This is a genomic window from Streptomyces sp. NPDC020597, assembly GCF_044335095.1.
Classification (GTDB): domain Bacteria; phylum Actinomycetota; class Actinomycetes; order Streptomycetales; family Streptomycetaceae; genus Streptomyces.
The window spans coordinates 608,070-633,205 of sequence record NZ_JBIRUL010000001.1 but is presented as its reverse complement, the minus strand read 5'-3'; the positions used below and the strand labels follow the sequence as shown (position 1 = coordinate 633,205).

29 protein-coding genes are annotated in these 25,136 nt (G+C 72.0%); 16 read left to right on the top strand and 13 right to left on the bottom strand.

Annotated elements, in window-relative coordinates; genetic code table 11:
- The first annotated feature begins 158 nt into the window (after positions 1-158).
- The 3 genes from ACH4ZA_RS03000 (at position 159) to ACH4ZA_RS02990 (ending at position 2,703) form a co-directional block, all read left to right on the top strand.
- Complete coding sequence (locus ACH4ZA_RS03000) at positions 159-341, top strand: DUF6104 family protein (protein WP_019058231.1); 183 nt, start codon at positions 159-161, stop codon at positions 339-341.
- A gap of 183 nt (positions 342-524) precedes the next feature.
- Positions 525-1,538, top strand: coding sequence for a DUF4097 family beta strand repeat-containing protein (locus ACH4ZA_RS02995; RefSeq protein WP_319278602.1), 1,014 nt, complete (start codon positions 525-527; stop codon positions 1,536-1,538).
- A gap of 1 nt (position 1,539) precedes the next feature.
- Entirely contained in the window at positions 1,540-2,703 is a 1,164-nt protein-coding gene (locus ACH4ZA_RS02990; protein WP_319278604.1) for a helix-turn-helix transcriptional regulator, read from the top strand.
- Between the two features lie 30 nt (positions 2,704-2,733).
- On the opposite strand, the gene ACH4ZA_RS02985 is transcribed toward ACH4ZA_RS02990, so the two are convergent.
- The 4 genes from ACH4ZA_RS02985 to ACH4ZA_RS02970 form a co-directional block, all read right to left on the bottom strand.
- Positions 2,734-3,342, bottom strand: a complete 609-nt coding sequence (locus ACH4ZA_RS02985; RefSeq protein WP_319278607.1) for a Clp protease N-terminal domain-containing protein — start codon at positions 3,340-3,342, stop codon at positions 2,734-2,736.
- Positions 3,342-3,551, bottom strand: coding sequence for a helix-turn-helix domain-containing protein (locus tag ACH4ZA_RS02980; protein WP_018571396.1), 210 nt, complete (start codon positions 3,549-3,551; stop codon positions 3,342-3,344). The genes ACH4ZA_RS02985 and ACH4ZA_RS02980 overlap by 1 nt, the downstream gene beginning before the upstream one ends.
- Positions 3,552-3,771: 220 nt before the next feature.
- Positions 3,772-4,737, bottom strand: coding sequence for a zinc-binding dehydrogenase (locus ACH4ZA_RS02975; protein ID WP_319278610.1), 966 nt, complete (start codon positions 4,735-4,737; stop codon positions 3,772-3,774).
- A 267-nt stretch (positions 4,738-5,004) separates the two neighbouring features.
- A complete protein-coding gene (locus ACH4ZA_RS02970) occupies positions 5,005-6,234 on the bottom strand; it encodes an NADP-dependent malic enzyme (protein ID WP_319278612.1) in 1,230 nt (409 codons plus the stop codon).
- Between the two features lie 636 nt (positions 6,235-6,870).
- On the opposite strand from ACH4ZA_RS02970, the gene ACH4ZA_RS02965 reads away from it, so the two are divergent.
- Genes ACH4ZA_RS02965 through ACH4ZA_RS02955 form a run of 3 tightly spaced genes read left to right on the top strand, consistent with a single transcriptional unit; the run spans position 6,871 to position 9,599 of the window.
- Positions 6,871-7,833 (top strand): ABC transporter substrate-binding protein, encoded by a 963-nt coding sequence (locus tag ACH4ZA_RS02965; RefSeq protein WP_319278613.1) that lies wholly within the window; start codon positions 6,871-6,873, stop codon positions 7,831-7,833.
- A 39-nt stretch (positions 7,834-7,872) separates the two neighbouring features.
- Positions 7,873-8,841 (top strand): amino acid ABC transporter permease, encoded by a 969-nt coding sequence (locus ACH4ZA_RS02960; protein ID WP_319278615.1) that lies wholly within the window; start codon positions 7,873-7,875, stop codon positions 8,839-8,841.
- Complete coding sequence (locus ACH4ZA_RS02955) at positions 8,838-9,599, top strand: amino acid ABC transporter ATP-binding protein (protein ID WP_319278617.1); 762 nt, start codon at positions 8,838-8,840, stop codon at positions 9,597-9,599. Before ACH4ZA_RS02960 ends, ACH4ZA_RS02955 begins: the two co-directional genes overlap by 4 nt.
- A 66-nt stretch (positions 9,600-9,665) precedes the next feature.
- Here ACH4ZA_RS02955 and ACH4ZA_RS02950 read toward each other — a convergent pair whose 3' ends face one another.
- Both ACH4ZA_RS02950 and ACH4ZA_RS02945 read right to left on the bottom strand, forming a co-directional pair.
- Positions 9,666-10,406 carry a hypothetical protein gene (locus ACH4ZA_RS02950; RefSeq protein WP_398427693.1) on the bottom strand — a complete coding sequence of 247 codons (741 nt, stop codon included), beginning with the start codon at positions 10,404-10,406 and terminating at the stop codon, positions 9,666-9,668.
- A complete protein-coding gene (locus tag ACH4ZA_RS02945; protein WP_319278621.1) occupies positions 10,403-10,891 on the bottom strand; it encodes a sigma-70 family RNA polymerase sigma factor in 489 nt (162 codons plus the stop codon). Before ACH4ZA_RS02945 ends, ACH4ZA_RS02950 begins: the two co-directional genes overlap by 4 nt.
- Before the next feature lie 205 nt (positions 10,892-11,096).
- On the opposite strand from ACH4ZA_RS02945, the gene ACH4ZA_RS02940 reads away from it, so the two are divergent.
- A complete protein-coding gene (locus ACH4ZA_RS02940; protein WP_319278623.1) occupies positions 11,097-11,726 on the top strand; it encodes a CGNR zinc finger domain-containing protein in 630 nt (209 codons plus the stop codon).
- Here the strand turns inward: ACH4ZA_RS02940 and sodX are convergent.
- Positions 11,630-12,064: a nickel-type superoxide dismutase maturation protease gene (gene sodX, locus ACH4ZA_RS02935; RefSeq protein WP_319278722.1), complete on the bottom strand. Its 435-nt coding sequence runs from the start codon at positions 12,062-12,064 to the stop codon at positions 11,630-11,632. The genes ACH4ZA_RS02940 and sodX overlap by 97 nt on opposite strands.
- Positions 12,065-12,209: 145 nt before the next feature.
- Between sodX and sodN the strand changes: the two genes are divergently transcribed.
- Complete coding sequence (sodN, locus tag ACH4ZA_RS02930) at positions 12,210-12,605, top strand: superoxide dismutase, Ni (protein ID WP_057584215.1); 396 nt, start codon at positions 12,210-12,212, stop codon at positions 12,603-12,605.
- Positions 12,606-12,917: 312 nt separating this feature from the next.
- Here sodN and ppk2 read toward each other — a convergent pair whose 3' ends face one another.
- Positions 12,918-13,844, bottom strand: a complete 927-nt coding sequence (ppk2, locus tag ACH4ZA_RS02925) for a polyphosphate kinase 2 (protein ID WP_319278626.1) — start codon at positions 13,842-13,844, stop codon at positions 12,918-12,920.
- A 249-nt stretch (positions 13,845-14,093) separates the two neighbouring features.
- On the opposite strand from ppk2, the gene ACH4ZA_RS02920 reads away from it, so the two are divergent.
- The 3 genes from ACH4ZA_RS02920 to ACH4ZA_RS02910 all read left to right on the top strand — a co-directional run bounded on the left by ACH4ZA_RS02920 (position 14,094) and on the right by ACH4ZA_RS02910 (position 15,827).
- Positions 14,094-14,504: a helix-turn-helix transcriptional regulator gene (locus ACH4ZA_RS02920; protein WP_319278628.1), complete on the top strand. Its 411-nt coding sequence runs from the start codon at positions 14,094-14,096 to the stop codon at positions 14,502-14,504.
- Positions 14,505-14,515: 11 nt separating this feature from the next.
- Entirely contained in the window at positions 14,516-14,950 is a 435-nt protein-coding gene (locus ACH4ZA_RS02915) for a VOC family protein (RefSeq protein WP_319278630.1), read from the top strand.
- Positions 14,951-15,035: 85 nt separating this feature from the next.
- Positions 15,036-15,827 carry a VOC family protein gene (locus tag ACH4ZA_RS02910; RefSeq protein ID WP_398427689.1) on the top strand — a complete coding sequence of 264 codons (792 nt, stop codon included), beginning with the start codon at positions 15,036-15,038 and terminating at the stop codon, positions 15,825-15,827.
- A 66-nt stretch (positions 15,828-15,893) separates the two neighbouring features.
- Here the strand turns inward: ACH4ZA_RS02910 and ACH4ZA_RS02905 are convergent, their stop codons facing one another.
- Entirely contained in the window at positions 15,894-16,088 is a 195-nt protein-coding gene (locus ACH4ZA_RS02905; protein ID WP_319278634.1) for a hypothetical protein, read from the bottom strand.
- A 53-nt stretch (positions 16,089-16,141) separates the two neighbouring features.
- The gene (locus ACH4ZA_RS02900) at positions 16,142-16,729 is read right to left on the bottom strand and encodes a dihydrofolate reductase family protein (protein WP_319278636.1); all 588 of its coding nucleotides are present in this window, start codon (positions 16,727-16,729) and stop codon (positions 16,142-16,144) included.
- 120 nt (positions 16,730-16,849) lie between these two features.
- Here ACH4ZA_RS02900 and ACH4ZA_RS02895 point away from each other — a divergent pair, with 120 nt between their 5' ends.
- Positions 16,850-17,443 (top strand): TetR/AcrR family transcriptional regulator, encoded by a 594-nt coding sequence (locus ACH4ZA_RS02895; protein WP_398427687.1) that lies wholly within the window; start codon positions 16,850-16,852, stop codon positions 17,441-17,443.
- Between the two features lie 244 nt (positions 17,444-17,687).
- On the opposite strand, the gene ACH4ZA_RS02890 is transcribed toward ACH4ZA_RS02895, so the two are convergent.
- Together ACH4ZA_RS02890 and ACH4ZA_RS02885 are read right to left on the bottom strand one after the other, a co-directional pair.
- A complete protein-coding gene (locus tag ACH4ZA_RS02890; RefSeq protein ID WP_319278639.1) occupies positions 17,688-18,800 on the bottom strand; it encodes a family 2 encapsulin nanocompartment cargo protein polyprenyl transferase in 1,113 nt (370 codons plus the stop codon).
- Positions 18,797-20,203 carry a family 2B encapsulin nanocompartment shell protein gene (locus ACH4ZA_RS02885; RefSeq protein WP_319278641.1) on the bottom strand — a complete coding sequence of 469 codons (1,407 nt, stop codon included), beginning with the start codon at positions 20,201-20,203 and terminating at the stop codon, positions 18,797-18,799. Before ACH4ZA_RS02885 ends, ACH4ZA_RS02890 begins: the two co-directional genes overlap by 4 nt.
- Positions 20,204-20,358: 155 nt before the next feature.
- Between ACH4ZA_RS02885 and ACH4ZA_RS02880 the strand changes: the two genes are divergently transcribed.
- Positions 20,359-21,276 (top strand): pyridoxal-phosphate dependent enzyme, encoded by a 918-nt coding sequence (locus tag ACH4ZA_RS02880; RefSeq protein ID WP_319278643.1) that lies wholly within the window; start codon positions 20,359-20,361, stop codon positions 21,274-21,276.
- Positions 21,277-21,349: 73 nt separating this feature from the next.
- Here the strand turns inward: ACH4ZA_RS02880 and ACH4ZA_RS02875 are convergent, their stop codons facing one another.
- Positions 21,350-22,948 carry a Na+/H+ antiporter gene (locus ACH4ZA_RS02875; RefSeq protein ID WP_398427685.1) on the bottom strand — a complete coding sequence of 533 codons (1,599 nt, stop codon included), beginning with the start codon at positions 22,946-22,948 and terminating at the stop codon, positions 21,350-21,352.
- Between the two features lie 57 nt (positions 22,949-23,005).
- Between ACH4ZA_RS02875 and ACH4ZA_RS02870 the strand changes: the two genes are divergently transcribed.
- The 3 genes from ACH4ZA_RS02870 to ACH4ZA_RS02860 all read left to right on the top strand — a co-directional run bounded on the left by ACH4ZA_RS02870 (position 23,006) and on the right by ACH4ZA_RS02860 (position 25,121).
- Positions 23,006-23,266: a UBP-type zinc finger domain-containing protein gene (locus tag ACH4ZA_RS02870; protein ID WP_057584245.1), complete on the top strand. Its 261-nt coding sequence runs from the start codon at positions 23,006-23,008 to the stop codon at positions 23,264-23,266.
- Between the two features lie 335 nt (positions 23,267-23,601).
- Positions 23,602-24,015 (top strand): anti-sigma regulatory factor, encoded by a 414-nt coding sequence (locus tag ACH4ZA_RS02865; RefSeq protein ID WP_004925829.1) that lies wholly within the window; start codon positions 23,602-23,604, stop codon positions 24,013-24,015.
- The gene (locus tag ACH4ZA_RS02860) at positions 24,012-25,121 is read left to right on the top strand and encodes an RNA polymerase sigma factor SigF (protein ID WP_319278647.1); all 1,110 of its coding nucleotides are present in this window, start codon (positions 24,012-24,014) and stop codon (positions 25,119-25,121) included. Before ACH4ZA_RS02865 ends, ACH4ZA_RS02860 begins: the two co-directional genes overlap by 4 nt.
- The last annotated feature ends 15 nt before the right edge of the window (positions 25,122-25,136 follow it).

Below are 25,136 nucleotides of genomic sequence, written 5' to 3'. Positions count from 1 at the left end.
GGAGGTCCCGCGGCCCGCGGGCCCGCACCCCCTGCGCCTATCCTTTTTGCTGTCCCCTCCCCACCGGAGAGCGGACCACTTCCTCCCCTCGCAGGAACAAGGGTCCTTCCCCCGACGGAGGACCCCTACCCCTGCGACCGACCCACGGAGCACGATCCATGTACTTCACCGATCGCGGAATCGAGGAACTCGAGAAGCGCCGCGGCGAGGAGGAGGTCACCTTCGAGTGGCTCGCCGAGCAGCTGCGGACGTTCGTCGACCTGAACCCGGACTTCGAAGTTCCGGTGGAGCGGCTGGCGACATGGCTGGCCAGGCTGGACGACGACGAGGACGACGAGTAGGGCGGTGGACGGCGGCGGCAGCCGCGCGGGAAGGGGCGTCCCGGACGCCCCAGCCGCGCGGGAAGGGGCGTCCCGGACGCCCCTTTTTTCGTGTCTTGACTTTCGACGGCCGCGATATATCGTGTTTGACGGAAGACGCGATATGGCGCGTCGTGCCGTGTGCCGTGCAAGGAGGTCCGCACCATGTCCGAGTGGTCCGTCGCCGAACCGGGGAAACTCTCCTTCGACGAGCCCGTGAGCGAACTGCACGTGCGCATCGTCGAAGGCGCGGTGAACGTGGTGGGCGCCGACGAGGGCCCCGCCCGCCTGGAGGTCTCCGAGGTCGACGGCCCGCCGCTGGTGGTCAGCCACCGCGACGGGACCTTGACCGTGGCCTACGAGGACCTGCCCTGGAAGGGCTTCCTCAAGTGGCTCGACCGCAAGGGCCGGCGGCGCAGGGCCGTCGTCTCGCTCGCCGTGCCCGCCGGCGCCCGGGTGGAGGTGGGCGTGGTGAGCGCCGCCGCGGTGCTCTCCGGCATCGACGGCCATGCCGAGGTGAAGGGCGTCAACGGGGACACCACGCTGGTCGGCCTCGCCGGCCCGGTGCGCGCCGACACCGTCTCGGGCAGCGTGGAGGCGCAGGCCCTCACCGGCGACCTGCACTTCCACTCCGTCTCCGGGGACCTGACCGTGGTCGAGGCCGGCTCCTGCGTGAAGGCCGACTCCGTGAGCGGGTCGATGATCGTCGACCTCGATCCCGCGAGCCGCCCCACGCGGATCGACCTGACCAGCGTCTCGGGAGAGATCGCCATCCGGCTGCCTCATCCGGCCGACGCGCAGGTGGAGGCGAACACCGCGAGCGGCTCGGTCTCCAACGCCTTCGAGGACCTGCGGGTCAGCGGCCAGTGGGGCGCCAAGCGCATCACCGGCCGGCTGGGCGCGGGCAACGGCAGGCTCAGGGCGACGACGGTCACCGGCTCGATCGCCCTCCTGAGGAGGCCTCCCACGGAGGACGCGGCGGAGGCGGGGGACGCGGCGCAGTACCCGACGGCGGACACGCGGGAGGACGGGCGCGCGGAGGCGCACGGGGCGGACCGAGGGCCGCAGGAGCGCGCGGGCGCGCCCTCCCGGCCGGGGGACAATGCCGTTTCCGGCCCGGGCGGCGAGGGCTCCTTGAGCGACCCGGCCGACAGCACGACCGACAAGAAGGTGCTCTGACATGCCTCCCGTCTTCGCCCACGGCCGTCTCCGCCTCTACCTGCTGAAGCTGCTGGACGAGGCGCCGCGTCACGGCTACGAGGTGATCCGCCTCCTCGAGGAACGCTTCCAGGGTCTCTACGCGCCCTCGGCGGGCACCGTGTACCCGCGGCTGGCCAAGCTGGAGGCCGAGGGACTGGTCACCCACACCACCGAGGGCGGCCGCAAGGTGTACGCGATCACCGACGCGGGCCGCGCCGAACTCGCGGACCGCAGCGGTGAACTGGCTGACCTGGAGCTGGAGATCCGCGACTCGGTCGCCGAACTGGCCGCGGAGATCCGGGCCGACGTGCGCGGGGCGGCGGGCGATCTGCGCCGCGAGATGCGGGCGGCGGCCTCCGAGGCCCGGCAGGGCGCCGGCCGCCCGAAGGCGGCGGAGCCCGGCGACCACGGAACCGACGGCGAGAGCGGCGGGTACGGCGAGAGCGGTGGGTACGGCGACACGGAGGCCTGGCGCGTCGCCAAGGAGGAGATGCGCCGCGTCAAGCAGGAGTGGAAGGAACAGGCGCGCCGGGCCAAGGACGAGAGCCGCCGCGCCCGCGAGGAGGCCCAGCGGGCCCGCCGCCAGGCCAAGGAGGCGCAGGACAACGCCCGCACCCAGGCCCAGGAAGAGGTGCAGCGCATCGCGCGCCGGGTACAGGAACAGGTCCAGGACCACTTCGCCCGGGGCGACTGGCCGACGGGCGTCCGCGAGGGCCTGACCGAACTGGCCAAGGAGTTCGGCGAGTTCGGCAAGGACTTCGGCAGGGAGTACGGCAGGGACTTCGGCTTCGGCCGCGCCGGCGGGCCGACCGGCCGTAAGACGTCCACGCGTCCCGAACACCCGGCCACGCCGGACCACTCCGCCGGCCCGCACCCCTCGGGCGCACCGGAGCAGTCCACCGTCCCGGACTACTCCGCAACTCCCGAGGGCTTCCCCGCCGCGTACGAACCGGCCTGGGCCCACGAGGACACGGGCGGCGACCCGGCCCGCGACCTGGACCGCCTCCTGGACCGCTTCCGGGACGACATCCGGGACGCGGCCCGCGACCACGGCGTCACGGCGGAGCAGCTCCGCGAGGCGCGCCGCCACCTGTCCACGGCGGCGGCCCACATCGGATTGATACTGCGGACCCCCAGGGGCTGACGCTCATGGCCGGGGCGGGCGCCTGCGGCCTCAGCCGGCCGCGGCCCCGGCGCCCGCCCCGGCCCCGGGCTCGTCCCCCCGCCCCCGGTCGCCGTAGAGCACCCGGGTCAGGGACGCGTGCGTGACGCCGTGGTCGGCGAGGACCTCCGAGGGGGCACCGCGGCGGGCGGTCAGGGCGAGCAGCAGGTGCTCGTCCCCGATGCGCCGTTCGCCGTGGGCGACGGCCACCCGCAGGGTCCCGGTGAGCAGGTCCTTGGCGCCGCGGCCGAACGGCCGCCGTCCGGACCGCCCGCCGAGGGGACCGCGCCGGCCGGCCGCGGCCAGCGCGCCCGCACCGTGCGTCTCCTCGACCCGGGACACGATCTCCGCCAGGTCGATGCCCAGTCCTGACAGGGCGTCCGCGTCGGCCCGGGAGAGGCCGCCGCGGCGGCGCGTCTCGTCCAGATCCCGCACCAGCCCCTCCCGGCCGCCGGGCGGCAGTCCGAGCGAGGCCAGCGCGAAGGAGCCGCGACTGCCCTCGCGGTCGAGGAGGGACAGCAGGACGTGCGTCTCCTCGACCCGTGTCGCGCCTTCCCGCTCGGCGTGCCCCACGGCGCCCTCGACCACCGCACGGGCGTCCTTCGTGAACCGCTCGAACATCACTGCCTCCCGTACTTCTTGTGCACGGCCTGCCTGCTGACTCCGAGCTCCGCGGCGATCTCCTGCCACGACCAGCCCTGGTTGCGCGCACTGCGCACCTGCACCGCCTCCAACTGCTCCAGCAGTCGGCGCAGTGCCGCTACGGCGCGCAGTCCGACCCGCGGATCGCGGTCGCCGGCGCGCTCGGCGAGATCCGTTGCCTCGGTCATGCATGTCAACTTACATTGACAACCGCCCGGTGTCAACCATGGTTGACAGTCAGCGGATGCGACCGCCGCGACGGCCGTGCGCTCGACGCACAACGGGCACACGAAGGGCGGGCCCGGATTCCCCGGACCCGCCCGTAGCACCCCGCGACCGGCCGCTCGGCCGGTCCTTGGCCGCTCAGCCGGTCATCGGCCGCTCAGCGGATCACCGGCCGGTGGCGGATCATCGGCCGGTGAGCACGATCTTGCCGAACAGGTCGCCGGACGCGAGCCGTTCGAACCCCTCGCGGGCCCGGTCGAGCGGCAGCGTCTCGTCGATGACGGGGCGGACGCCGGTGGCGGCGCAGAAGGACAGCAGATCCTCCAGCTCGTCCTTCGAGCCCATGGTGGAGCCGACGACCTTCAGCTCGAGGAAGAAGATCCGGGTCAGCTCGGCGTGCGAGGGCCGGTCGCCGCTCGTGGCGCCGGAGATGACGAGCGTGCCGCCGGGCCGCAGGGACTTCACCGAGTGCGACCAGGTCGCCGCGCCCACGGTCTCGATGACGGCGTCCACCCGCTGGGGCAGCCGGGCGCCCGGCTCCACCGCCTCCACGGCGCCCAGCTCCAGGGCCCGCTTGCGCTTGGCCTCGTCCCTGCTGGTGGCGAAGACCCGCAGCCCGGCCGCCCTGCCCAGCACGATGGCCGCCGTGGCGACGCCGCCGCCGGCCCCCTGCACGAGAACGGAGTCGCCGGGGCGCACACCGGCGTTGGTGAAGAGCATCCGGTACGCCGTCAGCCAGGCCGTGGGCAGACAGGCGGCCTCCGCGAAGGAGAGCTCCTTCGGCTTGGGCAGGATGTTCCAGGTCGGCACGGCCACCTGCTCGGCGAAGGTGCCCTGGTACCGCTCGGTGAGGATCGAGCGCGGCTCGTCGGGCCCGACGCCGTGGCCCGTCTGCCCGATGACGGAGTGCAGGACGACCTCGTTGCCGTCCTGGTCGACGCCGGCCGCGTCACAGCCGAGGATCATCGGCAGCCGTCCTTCGGGGAGGCCGACGCCCTTGAGCGACCAGAGATCGTGATGGTTGAGGGAGGCGGCCCTGACGTCGACGGTGCTCCAGCCGGGCCGGGCCTCGGGGGCCGGACGCTCCCCCAACTCCAGTCCGGAAAGCGGCTGGTCACGGTCGATGCGGGCGGCGTAGACGGCGAACATGGGATCGACCCTAGGCTCAGGCGGCGGCCGGCGAAACCGGACGGCACTGTGAGACATGCCCTCTTGCGCTCCCGCCCCGGCCCCGACCGAACACCGGCCGGCGGTTCCAGCCCCCGTCCCGCGATGGGTGGGGCGGGGGTCCGGGGCCGAAGCGGGGGTCCAGGGGCGGCAGCCCCGGGGACGGCGCCTCGCCATCACCCGAACGGGCGGGCGGGCGGCCAGAAAAATGGTCCCGCCCTCCCGGACGGGACCATTCGCAGGCGCACGTCAGCGACGAGCGACCCCTTCGGCCCGGGCAGCCGCAGCCACCGCCGCCGTCACCGCGGGAGCGACCCGCTCGTCGAACGGCGACGGGATCACGTAGTCCGCCGCCAGATCGTCGCCGACGACCCCCGCCAGCGCCTCGGCCGCCGCGAGCTTCATGCCCTCGGTGATCCGCGACGCCCGCACCTGCAGCGCGCCCGCGAAGATCCCGGGGAACGCCAGCACGTTGTTGATCTGGTTGGGGAAGTCCGACCGCCCGGTCGCGACGACCGCCGCGTACTTGTGGGCGACGTCCGGGTGCACCTCGGGGTTCGGGTTGGCCATGGCGAAGACGAACGCGCCCTTCGCCATCGAGGCCACCGCGTCCTCGGCCACGGTGCCGCCGGAGACGCCGATGAACACGTCGGCGCCGGCCAGCGCGTGCTCGAGCGAACCGCTCAGCCCGGCCTTGTTGGTGAACCCGGCCAGCTCGCGCTTGACGTCGGTCAGGTCGCTCCGGTCGGCGGAGACGATGCCCTTGCGGTCGGCGACCGCGACGTCCCCGATGCCCGCCTCGATGAGCATCCTGGCGATGGCGACGCCGGCCGCCCCGGCGCCGGAGATGACCGCCCGCAGCTCGCCGATGCCGCGCCCGCTCAGCCGCGCCGCGTTGCGCAGCGCCGCCAGCGTCACGATCGCGGTGCCGTGCTGGTCGTCGTGGAAGATCGGGATGTCGAGCTCTTCCTGGAGCCGGCGCTCGATCTCGAAGCACCGCGGCGCCGAGATGTCCTCCAGGTTGACTCCGCCGAACGAGGGCGCGAGGCGCACCACCGTCTCGACGATCTCGTCCACGTCCGTGCAGGCGAGCGCGATCGGAACCGCGTCGACACCGCCGAACTGCTTGAACAGGATCGCCTTGCCCTCCATGACCGGGAGGGAGGCTTCCGGGCCGATGTCGCCGAGCCCGAGCACGGCCGTGCCGTCGGTCACGACCGCGACCACGGACGACTTCCACGTGTAGTCGTTCACCAGGTCCGGCTGTTCCGCGATCGCGGTGCACACGCGAGCGACGCCGGGCGTGTAGGCGAGGGACAGGTCGTCCTTGTCGCGGATCGGGACGGTGGCCTGCACGGCCATCTTTCCACCACGGTGCAGCGCGAACACCGGGTCGAACGAGTCGAGGGGCTCCGCACCGCCCTCCTGGCCCGTTCCGTCGGCGCTCTCGCTGCGAGGATTGACGATCTCCGCTGCCACTGTGTCTTACCCCTTAGGTCTGCATGGTTTGAGGGTGGCCACTCCTGATTGAGAAGTGGGCGGGCATCGCGCAGAGCCGAGGTGATGCGTACGGGCGCCTGCGCGTCGGGCGCGCCGCACACGCGCCCTGAGCCCCGGATGAGGGGTGTGAAGAACCTTCTTACCGGACGGGGACCACAGCCGACGAGTCCATTCGGTGCAAGGTCACACCGCTCGGTGTGTGGACCTTCGACAGTGGGCCACCACGAGTGACATGACTCATGCAGGGGGACGCACCAGTTTCCGCGGGTCCTCTTGACAATGCCTCGACAACAACGCAAGTCGGCGCACGCAATACACCGCGATGATCTCCCCGCGGGAGGAACCGGAGATTTTTCGGCCGGAACGGGGGATTCCCGCAGATGGTCCGGCTCCGTCCGGTCGTGATGTCCCGGACTGAGGCGGTTCGGGGGTCGCCCGTTATCCGATTTTGACATGGCTGGCCCCCTGAATGGCGTCGTCCGAATGGCAAGATGCCGTCATCACACGAGGTCGCGACACTCGAAGGTGTGTGTTCTCGTCGACCCAACGGCATGGTCGGCCCCTCGGCTGTGTCGCGCCATCGGCATCTCCATCCATCCGCCGGAGGAACCCACCATGACCGCACGCTCCACCCGAACCACGACCGCCGCGCGCACCCGCCTGGCAGCGGTCGGATCCCTCGCGGTCGCGGGCGCACTGCTGCTCACCGCCTGCGGGGACCAGACCAACAGCGGCGGAAGCTCCTCCGAGTCGTCCACCGGCTCCGACAAGGGCCCGCTCTTCTCGAAGCTGCCGGCCGACATCCAGAAGGCGGGCGTCATCAAGGTCGGCACCAACGCCGAGTACGCCCCGATGGAGTCCGTGGAGGGCGGCAAGATCGTGGGCGTCGACCCGGACATCGCCGCCGCGCTCGGCAAGCAGCTCGGCGTCGACTTCCAGTTCACCTCGGGCGGCTTCGACACCCTGATCACCGCGGTCAACACCGGCCGCTACAACGTCGCCATGTCGTCCATCACGGACAACAAGCAGCGCCAGGAGGGCCTGGACGACAAGGGCAAGAAGCTGGGCGAGGGCGTCGACTTCGTCGACTACTTCACCGCCGGCACGGCCATCTACGTCAAGAAGGGCAACCCCAAGGGCGTCAAGACCATGGACGACCTGTGCGGTCAGACGGTCGCCGTGCAGCGGGGCACCACCTACGAGGAGGCCCTGCAGGCGCAGTCCAAGAAGTGCACGGACGGCGGCAAGAAGGCCCTCAAGATCGAGTCCTTCGAGAACGACACCGAGGCGCAGACCCGCGTGAAGTCCGGCGGCGCCGTGGCCGGCGTCAACGACTACCCGGTCGCCGTGGACATGGCCCGCAAGGCGGGCAACGGCAACACCTTCGAGGTGCTCGACGAGCAGTACGAGGCCGCTCCGTTCGGCATCGTCGTCGACAAGAAGAACACCCAGCTGCGCGACGCCCTCAAGGAGGCCGTCGACGCGATCATCAAGGACGGCTCCTACCAGAAGGTGCTGGAGAAGTGGGGCGCCGAGAGCGGCGCGATCAAGGCTGCCGCGATCAACGGCGGCAAGTGATCACCCCGCACCTCCTGAAGTCTTCGAAGGGCAGTCCCCATGACTGACAAGCTCGACAAGTCCTCCGCGGGCGCACCACCCGAGGACACCCCGCCGGTCGCCAAGGACGCGGCGTTCTCCGGTCCGCCGGAGGCCATCAAGGCGATCCCGGTGCGCCACTACGGCCGCTGGGTCAGCGCCGTGATCGTCATCGCGCTGCTCGCGCTGGTGGTCAACGCCTTCGCCCACGGCGACATCCAGTGGGACACGGTCGGCGACCAGCTGTTCGACTCGACCGTGATCGCGGGCGCCGGGCGCACCCTGCTGATCAGCATCCTGTCCATGGTGCTGGGCGTCGTCCTCGGCGTGCTGCTGGCCGTGATGCGGCTGTCGAAGAACCCGGTGACCAGCACGGTCGCCTGGCTGTACATCTGGTTCTTCCGGGGCACCCCGGTGTACGTGCAGCTGCTGATGTGGTTCAACCTGGCGCTGATCTTCCCGATGCTGAACCTCGGTCCGATCTACAAGGACGAGATGACGGACGTCATGACGCCGTTCATGTGCGCCCTGCTCGGCCTGGGTCTCAACGAGGCCGCGTACATGGCCGAGATCTGCCGGGCCGGCCTGCTGGCCGTCGACGAGGGTCAGACCGAGGCGGCCCACGCGCTCGGCATGAGCCACGGCAAGACGCTGCGCCGGATCGTCATCCCGCAGGCGATGCGGGTCATCGTGCCGCCGACCGGCAACGAGTTCATCAACATGCTCAAGACCTCGTCGCTGGTGTACGTGGTGACGTACAACGAGCTGCTGCGCTCGACGTCGGTGATCGGCTCCTCGTCGTTCGCCGTGATGGAGCTGCTGTTCGTCGCCTCCATCTGGTACCTGGTCATGACCAGCGTCTTCAGCGTCTTCCAGTACTACCTGGAGCGCTACTACGCCCGCGGTTCGAGTCGTAGTCTGCCGCCCACGGTCTTCCAGAAGATCCGGGCGAACCTGTTCTCGATCGGCCGCGAAAGGGGTGCGGCATGACCGCGATGGTGAAGGCCGAGGGCGTCCACAAGTCCTTCGGCGCGGTCGAGGTCCTCAAGGGCATCGACCTGGAGGTCAAGAACGGCGAGGTGTTCTGCCTCATCGGCCCGTCCGGTTCCGGCAAGTCGACGTTCCTGAGGTGCATCAACCACCTCGAGAAGATCAACGCCGGCCGGCTGTACGTCGACGGGGACCTGGTGGGCTACCGCCAGAAGGGCGACAAGCTGTACGAGCTCAAGGACAGCGAGGTCGCCCTGAAGCGCCGGGACATCGGCATGGTGTTCCAGCGGTTCAACCTGTTCCCGCACATGACGGCGGCGGAGAACGTGATCGAGGCCCCGGTCCAGGTCAAGGGCGTCAGCAAGGCCCAGGCCCGGGAGCGGGCACGGGAGCTGCTGGACCGGGTCGGCCTGGCCGACAAGGCGGGCAACTACCCCTCCCAGCTCTCCGGCGGCCAGCAGCAGCGCGTCGCCATCGCCCGCGCGCTGGCGATGGACCCGAAGCTGATGCTGTTCGACGAGCCGACCTCGGCCCTCGACCCGGAGCTGGTCGGCGACGTCCTCGACGTCATGCGCGACCTCGCCGAGTCCGGCATGACGATGGTCGTCGTCACCCACGAGATGGGCTTCGCCCGAGAGGTCGGCGACAGCCTGGTCTTCATGGACGGCGGTGTGGTCGTCGAGTCGGGCAACCCGCGCGAGGTCCTGACGAACCCGCAGCACGAGCGGACGCAGGCGTTCCTGTCCAAGGTGCTTTAGCGGTACGGCACGCGCGAGGAGGGGCGGTACGGGATTCCCGTACCGCCCCTTCCCGTACCTGTGCACTCAGGGCAACAGCGCCGAGTTCAGCGCCAGTTGACGCAGCTGTGCCTTCGTCAGCGGGTATGTGAGCATCGTCCGGTACGGCTTCCCGCCCTCGGCCCCGGTCCAGGACGTCACGGTCAGGACGGCGCCGCCCTTCAGCGCCAGCTGAGCCGTCATGCTGTTCGACTGCTGGGGCAGGTCCTCGTCGGGGAACCGCCATGTCGTCAGCTGTCCGACTCCGGGAACCTTCTCCGTGGCGCAGTCCGCCACCCCCGTTCGCCCCGGCGCGCGGCAGGCGAGGGCGACGGTGGTCCCGGACGACTTTCGCGCTCTGACCGTGATGTAGCCGACGCCGCCCGAGTCCCGGGTGACGGCGTATACCCCGTCGTACGGCCCGTCCCCCCTCTTCCCCTGCACCGGCGGGTGCTTCAGGCCCTTCACGGGAAGCCGTGCGACCTCGCGCACCGTGCCCACCCCGGCGGGCAGCAGCTTCGCGAAGCCGGCCGCCCTCGCGCCGGCCCCTGCGCCGCCGCCCCCCGCGGCGGCCGCCTTATGTCCCCCGGTCCCGCCCGGCAGGACCCCCGTCCCGAGGACGACCCCCCCGGCGACCACGACCGCCGCCGCACCCGTGACCGCCACCCGCCGCCGGCGCCGTAGCGCCGCGGCCCGCGCGAAGACGCTCTCACTGCTGCGGGCGACCCGGGGTTCGACCGTGTCGACCGCGTGCCCCAGCAGATCCCGCACCGTGTCCTGCTCGTTCATACGAATTCCTCCCGCACCGCGGCCCGCAGCGCCGCGAGTCCCCTCGCCGTATGGCTCTTGACCGTGCTCTCCCGCATCCCCAGCAGCTCTGCGGTCGCCGCGACGCCGAGGTCCTCCCAGTAGCGCAGCACCAGCACCGCCCGCTGCTTCGGCGGCAGCGCGGCGAGCGCGGCGCGGACCACGAGACCGGTGTCCCGGTCCGTCGGCCGGGCCGCGACGTCGGGCAGCTCGCCGTAGGCGCGCTCACGCCGCCAGAACCGGCGCCGCCCCGCGATGAAGGTGTTGACCAGCGTCTTGCGCGCATAGGCCTCCAGGTTGTCCAGCCGCCCGTACCGGCGCGCCCCGAGGACGACCTTGACGAGCGTGGTCTGGACGAGGTCGTCGGCCTCGTCGCGGTCGCCGCACAGCAGGAGTGCGCTACGGAACAACGCCGTCCGTCTTCCCTCGACGAAGGCGTGCAGAGCCGCTTCCGCGCCCCGCGCCATCGCTCCCCCTCTCCCGGCCCGTCCGGTGGCGGACCGTCTCACCCTTCCAGTGCGGTGGGGAGCCCCGCAGGACGCGGCGGACGTCCACGAGATTTCGGAGGCCTTCCTTCCGGCGCATGCGTAATACCCTGGAAGCAGCCTCAGCCGTTACCCGGCCGCGTCCACGACGCGTGCACGACCATCGAGCCCCCGGTAAGGACTACAAGTGGAGCTTGCCCATTACTCGGATTACGCCGTGCGTCTCGTCAACAGCGAGGACCCGGCCCGGGGCAAGGACGCGCTGACCTCGGTCGAGGCCGTCCGCGCGCTCTTCGGCGCCAGCCGGTCGGCCGCCCGCCGCGCCACCGACGCGGACGTCACCCGGTTCCGGTCGGTCCGCGGCCGGCTGCGCGCGGTCTTCGAGGCGGCCGACGACGGCGACGAGACCCTCGCGGTGGACCTGCTGAACTCCCTGCTGCTGGAGTTCCCGGTGAGCCCGCAGATCTCCGGCCACGACGTCCGCGACGAGGACGGCCGTCCGCTGTGGCACATGCACCTGGCCGACCACCCCTCGAACGCGACGGCGGGGTACGCGGCGATCGCCGCCATGGGCCTGGCCTTCCACCTGACCGAGCACGGCGTGGACCGGCTCGGCCTGTGCGAGGCGAGCCCCTGCCGCAACGCCTACCTCGACACGTCGACCAACCGCTCCCGGCGCTACTGCTCCGACCGCTGCGCCACCCGCGCCAACGTGGCCGCCTACCGCGCCCGCAAGCGCCTGGAGACCGACCGGACGCCCCCGACCGGCCTCGCGGCCGACAGCGCCCAGCGCAGCACCGCCAGCGGCGAGCTCTGATCCCGGCGCCGCGGGCGGTAGCGCAGCCGCACCCTGCCGAGGACCAGCTCGTCGGGCACCGTGCCGTAGTCCGTGCTGTCGCCGCCCGCGAAGGCGTTGTCGCCGAGCACCCACCAGCCGCCCTCGCGGCGCTCCGCGGCCCGCTTGACGACCAGCAGGTCCTGCTGGAAGGGATGCCGCAGCACCACCACGTCACCGGGCCGCACCCGGGCGCCGTAGTGCACCACCAGCTGATCCCCGTGGTGGAGCGTGGGCACCATGGACGGACCGGTCACCTCGGCCAGCCCGAAGGGCGCGGCGACCCTCCCCCGCTCGGTGTCCTGCGACGGTTCCGGCATGCCCAGCACCTCCCCGGTCCGTTCCTCCACCAGTCTCAGTCTGACCCCGGACTTTTGTCCTAAGCCCAAGGGGGCACCCGCGAAAAGCCGTCCGGCAGGGAGTAATGTCCCACCTGAGAAGACGATCACGAGGAAGGAACGCTCCATGCTTTCCCGCCTGTTTGCCCCCAAGGTCAAGGTCAGCGCGCACTGCGACCTGCCCTGCGGCGTGTACGACCCGGCCCAGGCCCGCATCGAGGCGGAGTCGGTGAAGGCCGTGCAGGAGAAGATGGCCGCCAACGACGACCCGCACTTCCAGGCGCGCGCCACCGTCATCAAGGAGCAGCGCGCAGAGCTCGCGAAGCACCACGTCTCCGTGCTGTGGAGCGACTACTTCAAGCCCCCGCACTTCGAGAAGTACCCGGAGCTGCACCAGCTGGTCAACGACACCCTGAAGGCCCTGTCGGCCGCCAAGGCCTCGACGGACCCGAAGACCGGTGAGAAGGCCCTGGAGCTCATCGCCCAGATCGACAAGATCTTCTGGGAGACGAAGAAGGCCTGACCTTCTTCACGCCGTTCTGACCTGCGCTTCTTTCGGCCGCAGCGTCACTCTCCCCGCACCCGGCCCGCAGGCCGCCGCACCTCGGCGGACGTCAGCGGTCCGGGTGCGGTGTCGTGTGCGGGGTGCGGTGTCGTGTGCGGGCGCGATTCCGTGCGGCGCGGCGCGGCGCGGTGGCGAATGCCGCGGCGTCGTGTGCGGGACGCGGGGTGCGGAATGCGGCCGTGACGCGCGGCGGGCGGTCCGGTCACGTTCGCCGGCGAACCGCCCGCGTCCCCGCCCGGCCCGGGCGGGCACGGCACCCGCCCGCGCCGGTCACAACACGCGCCAGCGCGGCCGGTCCCGGTCCGTCGTGTCGACCTCGCCCGCCTCCAGCAACCCAGCCGCGGCGCCCACGATGCGCGGATCCGGGGTGCCGACGACCTCCTCGTCCTTGCCGGTGTAGGCGAACCGGGCGAGCACGCTGCGCATGGCTTCCACGCGGGCCCGCTTCTTGTCGTTGCTCTTGACCACGGTCCAGGGCGCGTACGCCGTGTCCGTGTCGTGGAACATGGCGACCTTGGCCTCGGTGTAGTCGTCCCAGCGGTCCAGCGAGGCGAGGTCCATCGGGCTCAGCTTCCACTGCCGCACGGGGTCGATCCGGCGGATCGTGAAGCGGGTGCGCTGCTCGCTCTGCGACACCGAGAACCAGAACTTCACCAGGTCGACGCCGTCGTCCACGAGCATCCGCTCGAACATCGGCGCCTGGCGCGCGAAGCGCCGGTACTCGTCGTCGCTGCAGAAGCCCATGACCCGCTCGACCCCGGCCCGGTTGTACCAGGACCGGTCGAAGAGCACGATCTCGCCCGCGGTCGGCAACTGCTCGACGTACCGCTGGAAGTACCACTGCCCCCGCTCCCGCTCGGTCGGCTTCTCCAGGGCCACCACCCGGGCGCCCCGCGGGTTGAGGTGCTCGGTGAACCGCTTGATGGTGCCGCCCTTGCCGGCCGCGTCGCGGCCCTCGAAGACGATGACGAGTCTGCGTCCCGTGTCCTTGATCCAGCTCTGCAGCTTCAGCAACTCGATCTGCTGCAGCCGCTTGTGCCAGTCGTACTCCCTGCGCTCCATGCGCTGCGCATACGGATAGTTCTCCCGCCAGGTGTCGACCGGGGTCCCGTCGGGCCTGATGAGAAGGGGTTCGTCGTGGTCGCTGTAGTCGACGCGCAGGTCGGCCAGTTCGGACAGCGGGGGCGGTATCGCCATGCCCTCTACCTCCCGGTCTCGGACCTCGGGCCCACATGTGGACGGCGAGGTGACCAGCCATGCGTTCACCATGCGCCCGCCGACGCCCCGGCGCACCCCGAAGGGCCGCAGCCCGGCCCGGTGGCCGGAGTCCCGCGACGTCGATCCGTCCCCAGGAGAGCAGACGCCCGTGTACGCGGGGCGAACCGCAGGCGAAGCCCGCCCGGCGTCCCGCACCCACCGGGCGCGCCACCGTGCCATGCTGGCAGGGTGAAACGGGAGGACCTCGTCAGACTGCGGCAGGCACGTGACCGCATGGACCGTGACTACGCCGAACCGCTCGACGTCGCCGCGCTCGCGCGCACCGCGCTGATGTCCTGCGGCCACTTCCAGCGCAGCTTCCGCGAGGCCTACGGCGAGACGCCGTACAGCTACCTCATGACCCGCAGGGTCGAGCGCGCCAAGGCCCTGCTGCGCCGGGGCGACCTCACCGTGACCGAGGTGTGCATGGCGGTCGGCTGCACCTCGCTCGGCTCGTTCAGCGCCCGGTTCACCGAGCTGGTCGGCGAGACCCCGAGCGCGTACCGGGCGCGGTCGCACGAGCCGAGCGCGGTGATCCCGCCGTGCGTGGCCCGTAAGTTCACCCGCCCACAACGCTCCCGACCTCCCCTACGCCCGTAAGGCCGGACACCATGGACCTGCTGCTGCACCAGTGCTTCATCGCCGTCGACGACCACGACAAGGCCGTGTACTTCTACCGTGACGTCCTCGGGCTGGAGGTCCGCAACGACGTCGGCTTCGAGGGGATGCGCTGGGTGACGCTCGGCTCACCGCTCCAGCCGGACGTCAGCGTCGTGCTGGAGCCGCCGGGCGCCGATCCCGACGCCTCCCCCGCCGACAAGGACGCGCTGGCCCGGCTGCTCGCCAAGGGCCTGCTGCGCGGGGTCATCTTCTCCACCGCCGACTGCGACGCCCTGCACGCGCGTGTGCGGGAGGCCGGTGTAGAGGTGCTCCAGGAGCCGACCGACCAGCCGTACGGGGTGCGCGACTGCGCGTTCCGGGACCCGGCCGGCAACCTGCTGCGGTTCATGGAGCGCAAGGACGGCGCCGGGCGTCCGGGCGTGTGAGCAGCGGGAGTCCGGCTCCGTCCGAACTCGACCCGGTGGGCATGCGCGTCGACGACCTGACGGGCGGCAGCCCTACGATCGGCCCATGAGCACCCCGGCCGCCCGCCCCGCCCCCGCCGTCCGCTGGACGTACGCCTTCGTCGACCGGCCCGCCCGCCACTTCACGCGGGCGTGCGCCTTCTGGACCGCGGTCACCGACACCGATCTGTCCGGACTGCGCGGCGACGAGGGCGAGTTCGTCACGCTGTTGCCGCGGGGCGGCGCGGACGCCTGTGTGAAGGTCCAGGGAGTCGCGGCCGGCGACGGCGGCGCGCATCTCGACCTCGCCGTCGAGGACGTGCCCGAATTCGTGGCCGGGGCGACGCGGCTGGGGGCGGGGACGGCCGCCGCGCACGAGGGGTGGTCCGTGCTGCGCTCCCCCGGCGGGCTGTCGTTCTGCGCGGTGCCGTGGCAGGGGGAGGCGAAACGACCGCCCGTGGTGGCGGACAGCCGGCTGGACCAGGTGTGCCTGGATCTCGCGCCGTCCGTGTTCGACGCCGAAGTCGCCTTCTGGAGCGCACTGCTGCCCGGCTGGACGTCCCGGCCGGGCTCGCGGTCCGAGTTCCACGTGGTGGAGCCGCCGGCCGGGCTGCCGATCCGCATCCTGCTCCAGCGGCTCGACGAGGAACGCCCCGCCGACGCGGATCCGGCCTCGGCCCATCTCGACCTCGCATGCGGGGCGGACGTCGACGCGGTGCGCGTCCGTCATGAGCGGCTCGGCGCGATCCTGGTCGCCCGCGAGCCGCACTGGACGGTGATGCGCGACCCGGCCGGCGGCCTGTACTGCCTGACCGGACGCGACGCGGAGACGGGCGGCCTGCCGCGGACGGCCTCCTGACCTGGCGGCGGTCCGGGTCCGCCCACCCCGCAGCAGGCGGCGGGCGAGGGAGACGCCCGCCCGGTGTCACGAGGCGGGGGCGGCGGGGGCCTCGGGCTTCTGCTCGGGCTCGGCGACGGCGTCCGCGTACGCCTCGCACTCCTCGTTGTGACACGGCCCCGCCGTCCAGCGCGGCACCCACGCCCCCAGCGTCTTGTGCCGCTGGACGACAGATTGCACGGGCTGCCCACAGGCGGGACACACGCGTTGTTCCCTGTCCATGACCTCAGGGTAGGACGGCCCGGGCGCGAGCGCTCCCCGCGTGCACCGCCGGGTCAGCGTGCCCGGTCGTAGGTGCGCACCACGGCGCCGTTGCCGAAGGAGCGCACGGCGACGAGGGCGAAGCCGGCGACGTCGCAGTCGGCGGCGCCGAACATGGGCATGCCGGAGCCGTAGACCATCGGGTACGTCTTGATCACCAGCTGGTCGATCTCGTCGAACAGCTCTCCCGCCAGACGGGAGCCGCCGCACAGGTAGATGTCGAGGCCGCCGTCCTGCGCCTTCAGCTCGCGCACCGTGTCGAGGAGCCCCTCCCCGACGATCTCGACCTCCGGGCTCGGCGAGGCGGCGAGGGTGCGCGAGGCGACGTACTGGCGCAGATGGGCGTACGGGCTGACGTCGCCCTCCTTCAGCGCCAGGTCATAGCTGGCACGGCCCTGGATGATCGTGTCGAACCGCTTGTTCTCCAGGTCGTCGAAGCCCAGGGCGCGCCGGCCGCGGGTCGGCACGGTCTCCGGATACTCGGACTTCAGGAAGTCCAGGAACTCCTCGTCGACGTACGCGAGCATCGCGGTGGCGTCGCCCGTGACGTCTCCGATGAAGCCGTCGACGGAGCAGGCGATGTAGTACGTGAGCTTTCGCAAGTGGGTCTCTTTCCGTAGGCTGCCGTGAACCACTCCAGTTGTAGTACTTCAGATGTAGTGGTTGCAAGGGGATTACGCGCCGCGGTTCGGGACCGCGACAAGTGAGAGAGAAGGTTCCGCATGGCCGGAAATCCGGAGCGCCGGGCGGCTCTGGTCGACGCCGGGGTCGACGTGCTCGCCCGCGAAGGGGCCAGGGGGCTGACGTTCCGTGCGGTGGACTCGGCGGCCGGAGTGCCGGTGGGCACCGCCTCCAACTACTTCACCGGGCGGGACGACCTGCTCCGGCAGATCGACGCCCGGCTCCACGTGCGGCTGGCGCCCGACCCCGAGGTGCTCGGCGCCCTGATGGCACAGCCGCGCGACCGCTCGCTGGTCGGCGCGTTCATGCACGACCTGATGGCCCGCGCGACCCGGGACCGGAAGGGCTACCTCGCCCTGCTGGAGATGCGCATGGAAGCGACCCGGCGTCCCGAACTGCGGTCCTCCTTCACCGCGTCGGTGCGCGGCGACCTCCAGGACGGCATGGACTTCCACCGTGCGGCGGCCCTGCCCGGCGGCGACGAGACCGTGGTGGTGCTCTATCTCGCGATGCTCGGCCTGCTCCTGGAACACCTCACCCTGCCGGCCGTCCTGGACGGCGTCCTGCCCGGCGTCTCGGTGCCGGACGGGCTGATCGACCGCATCGTGGCGACGGTGGTCCCGGAGCGTCCCTGACGCCCTCGGAGCGCCCGCCCGGCGGGGGCGCCGCTCCTCCCGGCGGGGCCCCGCCGGGACGGGCGGGGCCCGGCGGCCCGTCGCACCGCGCAGGCCGCCGACGGCCCCGCTGCGGACGCGCCGAGGCGCGGAGCACGACGGTCTTCCCGACCCACCGCACTCCGCGCCCCGGCGCCCCGCTCCCCGGCCGTGTCCCCCCTTCGTCCCGGCCGTCTTCCTCCTGCGTCCCGCCGCTGCGGCTCGCCTAGGCGCTGCGCCGGGTCACGAACTCGGCCAGCGACAGCAGAGCGCCCGCCGACTCCGGGTCCGGGACGGCGCGGGTCAGTTCGTGCAGGGCACGGGACATGCGGTCGGCCGCCTGCTCCTGGGCCCACGCTCGGCCGCCGGCCCGTTCGACGACGAGCGTCGTGCGATCCAGGTCGGCCGGCCGGTAGGGCGCCGCGTACAGCTCGGCCAGCTCCGCGGCCGCCGGAGTGCCCGAGGTGAGCGCGGCGACCACGGGCAGGGACTTCTTGCGGGACGCGAGGTCGGCGCCGGCCGGCTTGCCGGTCTGCCGCGGGTCGCCCCAGACGCCGATGACGTCGTCGATGAGCTGGAAGGCGAGTCCGGCCTCCCTGCCGAACGCGTCCAAAGCGTCGACGTCCGCTTCCGTCGCCCCCGCGTACAGCGCGCCCACCGCACAGGCGCAGCCGAGCAGCGCGCCCGTCTTCGCCTCGGCCATCGCGAGCACCTCGTCGAGGGTGATCTCGGTGGGCCCGCGTCTCTCCATGGCCGTGTCCGCCTGCTGGCCGGCGCAGAGCTCCACCACACAGGCCGCTACGCGGGCGGCGGCCGCCGCCGACGCGGGGTGCGGGTCCGTGGCGAGCATCCCGAGCGCGAGGGCCTGCAGGGCGTCCCCGGCGAGGATCGCGTCGGCGTCGCCGAACACGGTCCAGGCGGTGGGGCGGTGGCGGCGGGTGGTGTCCCGGTCCATGACGTCGTCGTGCAACAGCGTGAAGTTGTGGACCAGTTCGACCGCCGCGGCGGCCCGGACGGCCGCCGCGCGGGCCGCCGGGCCGCCGAGCGCGGCTGCCGCGGCGAGCACGAGGGCCGGGCGGATCGCCTTGCCCGCGTTGCCCGCCGCAGGGGCGCCGTCCGCGTGCTGCCAGCCGAAGTGGTGGAGCGCGACCCGCCGCAGGGAGCCGGGCAGCGAGTCGATCGCCGAGCGCAGTTCCGGGTCGACCGCGGCCCGGGACTCCTCCAGGACTGCCGCCGCCTCCTGCCCGTCGGCCGGCCCCGCCTCGCCGTCGTCGGGGCTCCCGACGGCGTCCCGCCCTTCCCGCGTCCCGCCTCGCTGCCGCCTGACGGCGGAGGTCACCGCCAGCGGCCGATCTCGACGTTCTCCAGGACGCCCAGCGCGTCCGGCACCAGGACTGCGGCCGAGTAGTAGGCCGTGACCAGGTACTTGATGATGGCCTGTTCGTTGATGCCCATGAACCGCACGGACAGGCTCGGCTCGATCTCGTCCGGCAGGCCCGACTGGCGCAGCCCGATGACACCCTGGTCCTGCTCGCCCAGACGCATCGCGATGATCGAGCTGGTGCGGGCCTCGCTGACCGGGATCTTGTTGCACGGGTAGATCGGCACCCCGCGCCAGGTCGGGATCCGGTTGCCGCCGACGTCGATCGTCTCGGGGACGAGTCCGCGCTTGTTGAGCTCGCGGCCGATCGCGGAGATGGCGCGCGGGTGGGCGAGCAGCATCTTGGTGCCGCGCCGCCTGCTGAGCAGTTCGTCCAGGTCGTCGGGGCTGGGCACACCGTCGTGCGGCTGGAGCCGCTGGTCGTACTCGCAGTTGTGGAGAAGGCCGAACTCCCGGTTGTTGACGAGTTCGTGCTCCTGGCGCTCCTTGAGCGCCTCGACCGTCAGCCGCAACTGCTGCTCGGTCTGGTTCATCGGCTGGTTGTACAGGTCGGCCACGCGTGAGTGGATGCGCAGGACGGTCTGCGCGATGCTCAGTTCGTACTCGCGGGGCCTCGCGTCGTAGTCGACGAAGGTGTGCGGGATGTCCTGTTCGCCGGCGTGGCCCGCGGCGAGGTCGACCTCCTTCTCGCCGTACCTGTTGGTGCGCTGCTCGGGGATCGCGCGCAGCTGCCGCAGGTGCTCGCCCAGCGACTCGGCGCGCTCGGCGACCTGCTCGACGTCCTGCCGGGTGAGGACCAGCACCGTGCAGGCGGTGTCGGCGCGGGCCGTGTACTCCCAGATGGCGTCCGCGTCGAGCAGCGACTGGTCGCCGAAGTACGCGCCGTCGGCGAGCACTCCGAGCACCTGGTCGTCGCCGTAGGGGCCGGTGCCGACCTTCTCCACGCGGCCGTGCGCCAGCAGGTACACCTCCTCGCTCCGGCTGCCGAAGGAGGCGATGACCTCGCCGGGGCCGAACTCCCGCTGCCGGCAGCGCTGGGCGAGTTCCGCCAGCACCTCCTCGTCCTCGTAGGAACGCAGTGCGGGCAGTTCGCCCAGCTCCGCCGGGATGACCTCGACGCGGTCGCCGGTCTTGACGAACGTGATGCGACCGTCGCCCACCGCGTACGTCAGACGCCGGTTGACCCGGTACGTCCCACCCTGCACATCCACCCAGGGCAGGGTCCGCAGCAGCCAGCGGGAGCTGATCTCCTGCATCTGCGGCGCGGACTTGGTCGTGGTGGCCAGGTTCCGCGCGGCCGCGGTGCCGAGGCTCTGCTGCGGCTTGCCCGACTCCGTGCGGACCTCTTCGCCTACCGACATGAGAAATGCCCTCCCGATTCATGCACGGGCGCCGAACTGCACCGGTGCACTCCGTTCACGCGGCAAGCCTTCCATCACTGTGTGTGCTCGTGCTATTACCCGAAAGAGCGGGAATGGATCACCGCGGCCTGGGAAGAAGCACGTTTCACCGAACGATGTTCGACAATGGGCGGGTGACCGACCTGCACCCCCGCCTGCCCTCCCCCCTCCAGGAAGTGGGCGACGACCGGTTCGCCCGCCACGGCGTACGGCTGCTGCTCAAGCGGGACGACCTGATCCATCCCGAGCTGATCGGCAACAAGTGGCGCAAGCTCGCGCCCAATCTGGAGCGGGCCGCAGGCCGCACGCTCCTCACCTTCGGCGGCGCCTACTCCAACCATCTGCGGGCCACGGCCGCGGCGGGGCGCCTGCTGGGGCTGCCCACGGTCGGCGTGGTGCGCGGCGACGAGCTGGCCGGCCGGCCGCTGAACCCCTCGCTGACCCGGTGCGCGGCGGACGGCATGCGCCTGCACTTCGTGGACCGTGCGACGTACCGCCGCAAGACCGAGCCGGACACCCTCGCGGCCGTCCTGCGGGCGGCCGGCGCCGAGGGCGCGTACGTCGTCCCCGAGGGCGGCAGCAATGCGGCGGCGGTCCGCGGCTGCCGGGCGCTCGGTGAGGAACTGCGGGACCGCGCCGACGTCGTCGCCCTCGCGTGCGGCACCGGCGGCACGCTCGCGGGCCTGGCCGCCGGACTGTCCGCGGGCCTCGCCCCCGGCCCGCGCGTGCTGGGCATACCGGTCCTCAAGGGCGGTTTCCTGGGCGAGGAGATACGGGCCCTGCAGGAGGAGGCCTTCGGGGGGCGGCGAGGCGACTGGGGACTCGACGAACGGTTCCACTTCGGCGGATACGCCCGGGTCACCCCCGAGCTGGAGGCCTTCGCGGCGGACTTCGAACGCCGCCACGGCCTGCCGGTCGAACGTCTCTATGTCGCCAAGTCGCTCTATGCCCTGACCGTGCTGGCCGGGGAGGGCGCCTTCACGCCCGGGACGCGCCTCGCGGCCGTCGTCACGGGCTCGCCGTTCACCGCGTGAGAACCGGCCGGCCCGCCCGGACTGCCGCACATCCGCCCCGCCCGGGGCCGCCGCCCCCGTCCGCGCGGGCCTTTCAGGCCGTCTCCCGGAACGCCGCTGCCTCCTCCAGGTCGAGTCGGCGCAGCAGCGTGCGCAGCATCTCGTCGTCGATGTAGCGGCCGTCGCGCAGCCGGACGAACACCTCGCGCTCGGCGCTGATCATCTCCCGCGACAGGCGCCGGTAGGTGTCGTCGACGGTCTCCCCCGTGACGGGGTTGACCTGCCCGAGGCGCTCCCACACGGCGTTGCGGCGGCGCTCCAGGACGCTGCGCAGCCGGTCGGCGAGCGGCGGCGGCAGGGCGTTGCGCTCGTCGGCCAGCAGGGCGTCCAGCCGCTCCTCGGCGACCCGGGAGGCCTGCGCCTGCGCGTTGGCCTCGGCGAGCGTCGCGGCCTGCGGGTCGGCCTCGGGGAACTTCAGCAGGCGGATCAGCGGCGGCAGCGTCAGGCCCTGCACCACCAGCGTGCCGATGACGGTCGTGAAGGTGAGGAACAGGATGAGGTTGCGGTGCGGGAAGGGCGCGTCGCCGTCCTCCACGGTGAGCGGGATGGAGAAGGCGATGGCGAGCGACACCACGCCCCGCATGCCGGCCCAGGCGATGACGACCGGTCCGCGCCAGGTCGGGTCGTCCTCCCGCGCGCGGATGCGCGCCGACACCATCCGCGGGAGGAAGGTCGCCGGATACACCCACAGGAAACGCGCCGCGACGACCACGAGGAAGAGGGCGACGGCGTACCAGGCGGCGGCCATGCCCTCGTAGTCGCCGAGGCCGCGCAGCACCACCGGGAGCTGGAGTCCGATCAGCGCGAACACCGCCGACTCCAGGACGAAGGCGACCATCTTCCACACCGCCTCCTCCTGGAGGCGGGTCGCGAAGTCGACCTCCCACGCGCGGTGGCCCAGGTACAGCGCCACGACGACCACGGCGAGCACCCCGGAGGCGTGGAACTGCTCGGCGGCCGCGTAGGCGACGAACGGGATCAGCAGGGAGAGCGTGTTCTGCAGGAGGGGTTCCTCGAGGTGGGTGCGCATCCAGTGCAGGGGGGCCATCAGGATCAGCCCCGCGGCGACCCCGCCGACCGCCGCGACCAGGAACTCCTCGATGCCGCCGCCCCAGGAGGCGCCCTCGCCGACCACGACCGCGAGGGCCACCTTGTAGGCGGTGATGGCGGTGGCGTCGTTCAGCAGCGACTCGCCCTGGAGGATGGTGGTGATCCTCGACGGCAGGCCGACCCGGCGGGCCACCGCGGTGGCCGCGACCGCGTCCGGCGGCGCCACCACCGCGCCCAGCACGAGCGCCGCCGTCAGCGGCAGCCCGGGGACGATGAGATGGGCGGCCCAGCCGACGGCGAACGTCGCGAAGAGCACGTACCCGACCGACAGCAGGGCCACCGGCCGGAGCTGGGCGCGCAGGTCCAGGTAGGAGCTGTCGGTGGCCGAGGTGTAGAGCAGCGGCGGCAGCAGGAGCGGCAGGACGACGTCCGGGTCCAGGGTGTAGTCCGGGACCCCGGGCAGGTACGACACCGCCAGGCCCACGGCCACCAGCAGCAGCGGCGCGGGGGCGGGGGTGCGCCGGGCCGCCGCCGCGACCGCCGCACTGCCGGCCACGAGCAACAGCAGTGGCATCACGTCCATGTCTCGCCGCTTTCTTTTCCGCGCGGGCGTCCGCACACCCGTCGTAATCTGGCAATCATGAAACAGTGCACGCACGCCGACGCGCTGCCCGACCCCGAACCCGTCCCGCTCGGCGAGACGTGTCCCGAGTGTCTGCGGGACGGCACCCACCCGGTACAGCTGCGGCTGTGCATGACGTGCGGCCATGTCGGCTGCTGCGACTCCTCGCCGAGCCGGCACGCCACCGCCCACCACAAGGAGTCCGGTCACCCGGTCATGCGCACGTTCGAGCCGGGCGAGAACTGGCGCTGGTGCTTCGTCGACCACGTCCTCGTCTGACCCCTGCGGCGGACCCGTCCGGGGCCGGTCCCTCGTCGCGCGAACTTCCCGGGCGGCTTGTGCGTTGAACTCATGAGACGTCCCGGCCGCCGGACGGGTACGGTTCGACCGTCCGACGCCTGGGTACGTCAACCCGGCGCGCCTTCTTCCCCTTTGGCTCCGCAGACCCCCTAGACACGGAGCGTGTTCACAGCTTTACTGTGAGTGACGCCAGGGGGTTGGGGTCCCGGGACAGGAATCGTGAGAGCGCGATAGCGTCACCGCTGCACCACACACGCGTTACCCCGGGGGGCGACCCTCGGCCCCGAAAAGCTTGTACCACCTTGGAGGTGAGGGTGTCCCAGATCGCAGGCGAGCCCGCGACCCAGGACTTCGTGGAAGTCCGGCTGCCGGCTGCGGGTGCCTACCTGTCGGTGCTGCGGACGGCCACGGCCGGCCTCGCGGCCCGTTTGGACTTCACCCTGGACGAGATCGAGGACCTGCGCATCGCGGTGGACGAGGCCTGCGCGATCCTGCTCCAGCAGGCCGTGCCCGGCTCGGTGCTCAGTTGCGTCTTCCGCCTCGTCGACGACTCGCTCGAAGTCACCGTCTCGGCGCCGACCACGGACGGCCACGCCCCCTCGCGGGACACCTTCGCCTGGACCGTCCTGTCCGCCCTCGCGGGCAAGGTGTCCTCCGCCGTGGACGAGGACAAGACCGTGTCGATCAGCCTCTACAAACAGCGCGGCGCGGGACCCGGTCCGGCGTGAGGAACGGGGACGGGCCGGTGCGGGACGAAGAGCGCGGCACACAGGAGCTGCCGGCCGGGAGCGCCGACGTGCCAGTCTCTCCGGACGGTTCCCGACACCTGGCGGACAACATCGACGGCATTCCCGAGCAGGCCCGGCCGCATCCGGAGGACGACTCGTCATCCGTGCAGGCGAGCACGCCGGACGATGCCGGGCAGGGCTCGCCCCGGGAGGGGCGGATCGGGGGCTCGCCCCCGGGCCGAGCGCAGGCGAGGGCTCGACAGAGGGCGACGGGCGGGACAATGAGCGAGCACGAGCGAGACGGCGAGCAGAGCGTGCCGGGCACACAGCACACACCCTCGCCCGCGTCGGCGACCGACCGCAGCGGGGCGCGGGCGATGTTCGTCGAGCTGCGGCAGCTGGACGACGGCAGCCCCGAGTACGCGGAGATGCGCAACCGGCTGGTCCGCATGCATCTGCCGCTGGTCGAGCACCTCGCGCGCCGCTTCCGCAACCGCGGCGAGCCGCTGGACGACCTCACCCAGGTCGCCACCATCGGCCTGATCAAGTCGGTCGACCGTTTCGACCCGGAGCGCGGCGTGGAGTTCTCCACGTACGCGACCCCGACGGTCGTCGGTGAGATCAAGCGGCATTTCCGCGACAAGGGCTGGGCGGTCCGGGTGCCGCGCAGACTCCAGGAGCTGCGCCTCGCGCTGACCACCGCGACGGCCGAGCTGTCGCAGCAGCACGGCCGCTCCCCCACGGTGCACGAGCTCGCCGAGAAGCTGGCGATCTCTGAGGAGGAGGTCCTGGAGGGCCTGGAGTCCGCGAACGCGTACTCCACCCTGTCGCTGGACGTCCCCGACACCGACGACGAGTCCCCCGCGGTCGCGGACACCCTCGGCGCGGAGGACGAGGCGCTGGAGGGCGTCGAGTACCGGGAGTCGCTCAAGCCGCTCCTGGAGGACCTGCCGCCCCGGGAGAAGCGGATCCTGCTGCTGCGGTTCTTCGGCAACATGACGCAGTCGCAGATCGCCCAGGAGGTCGGCATCTCGCAGATGCACGTCTCCCGGCTACTGGCCCGCACCCTGGCCCAGCTGCGGGAGAAGCTGCTCGTCGAGGAGTAGCGGCCGCCCCGCGGC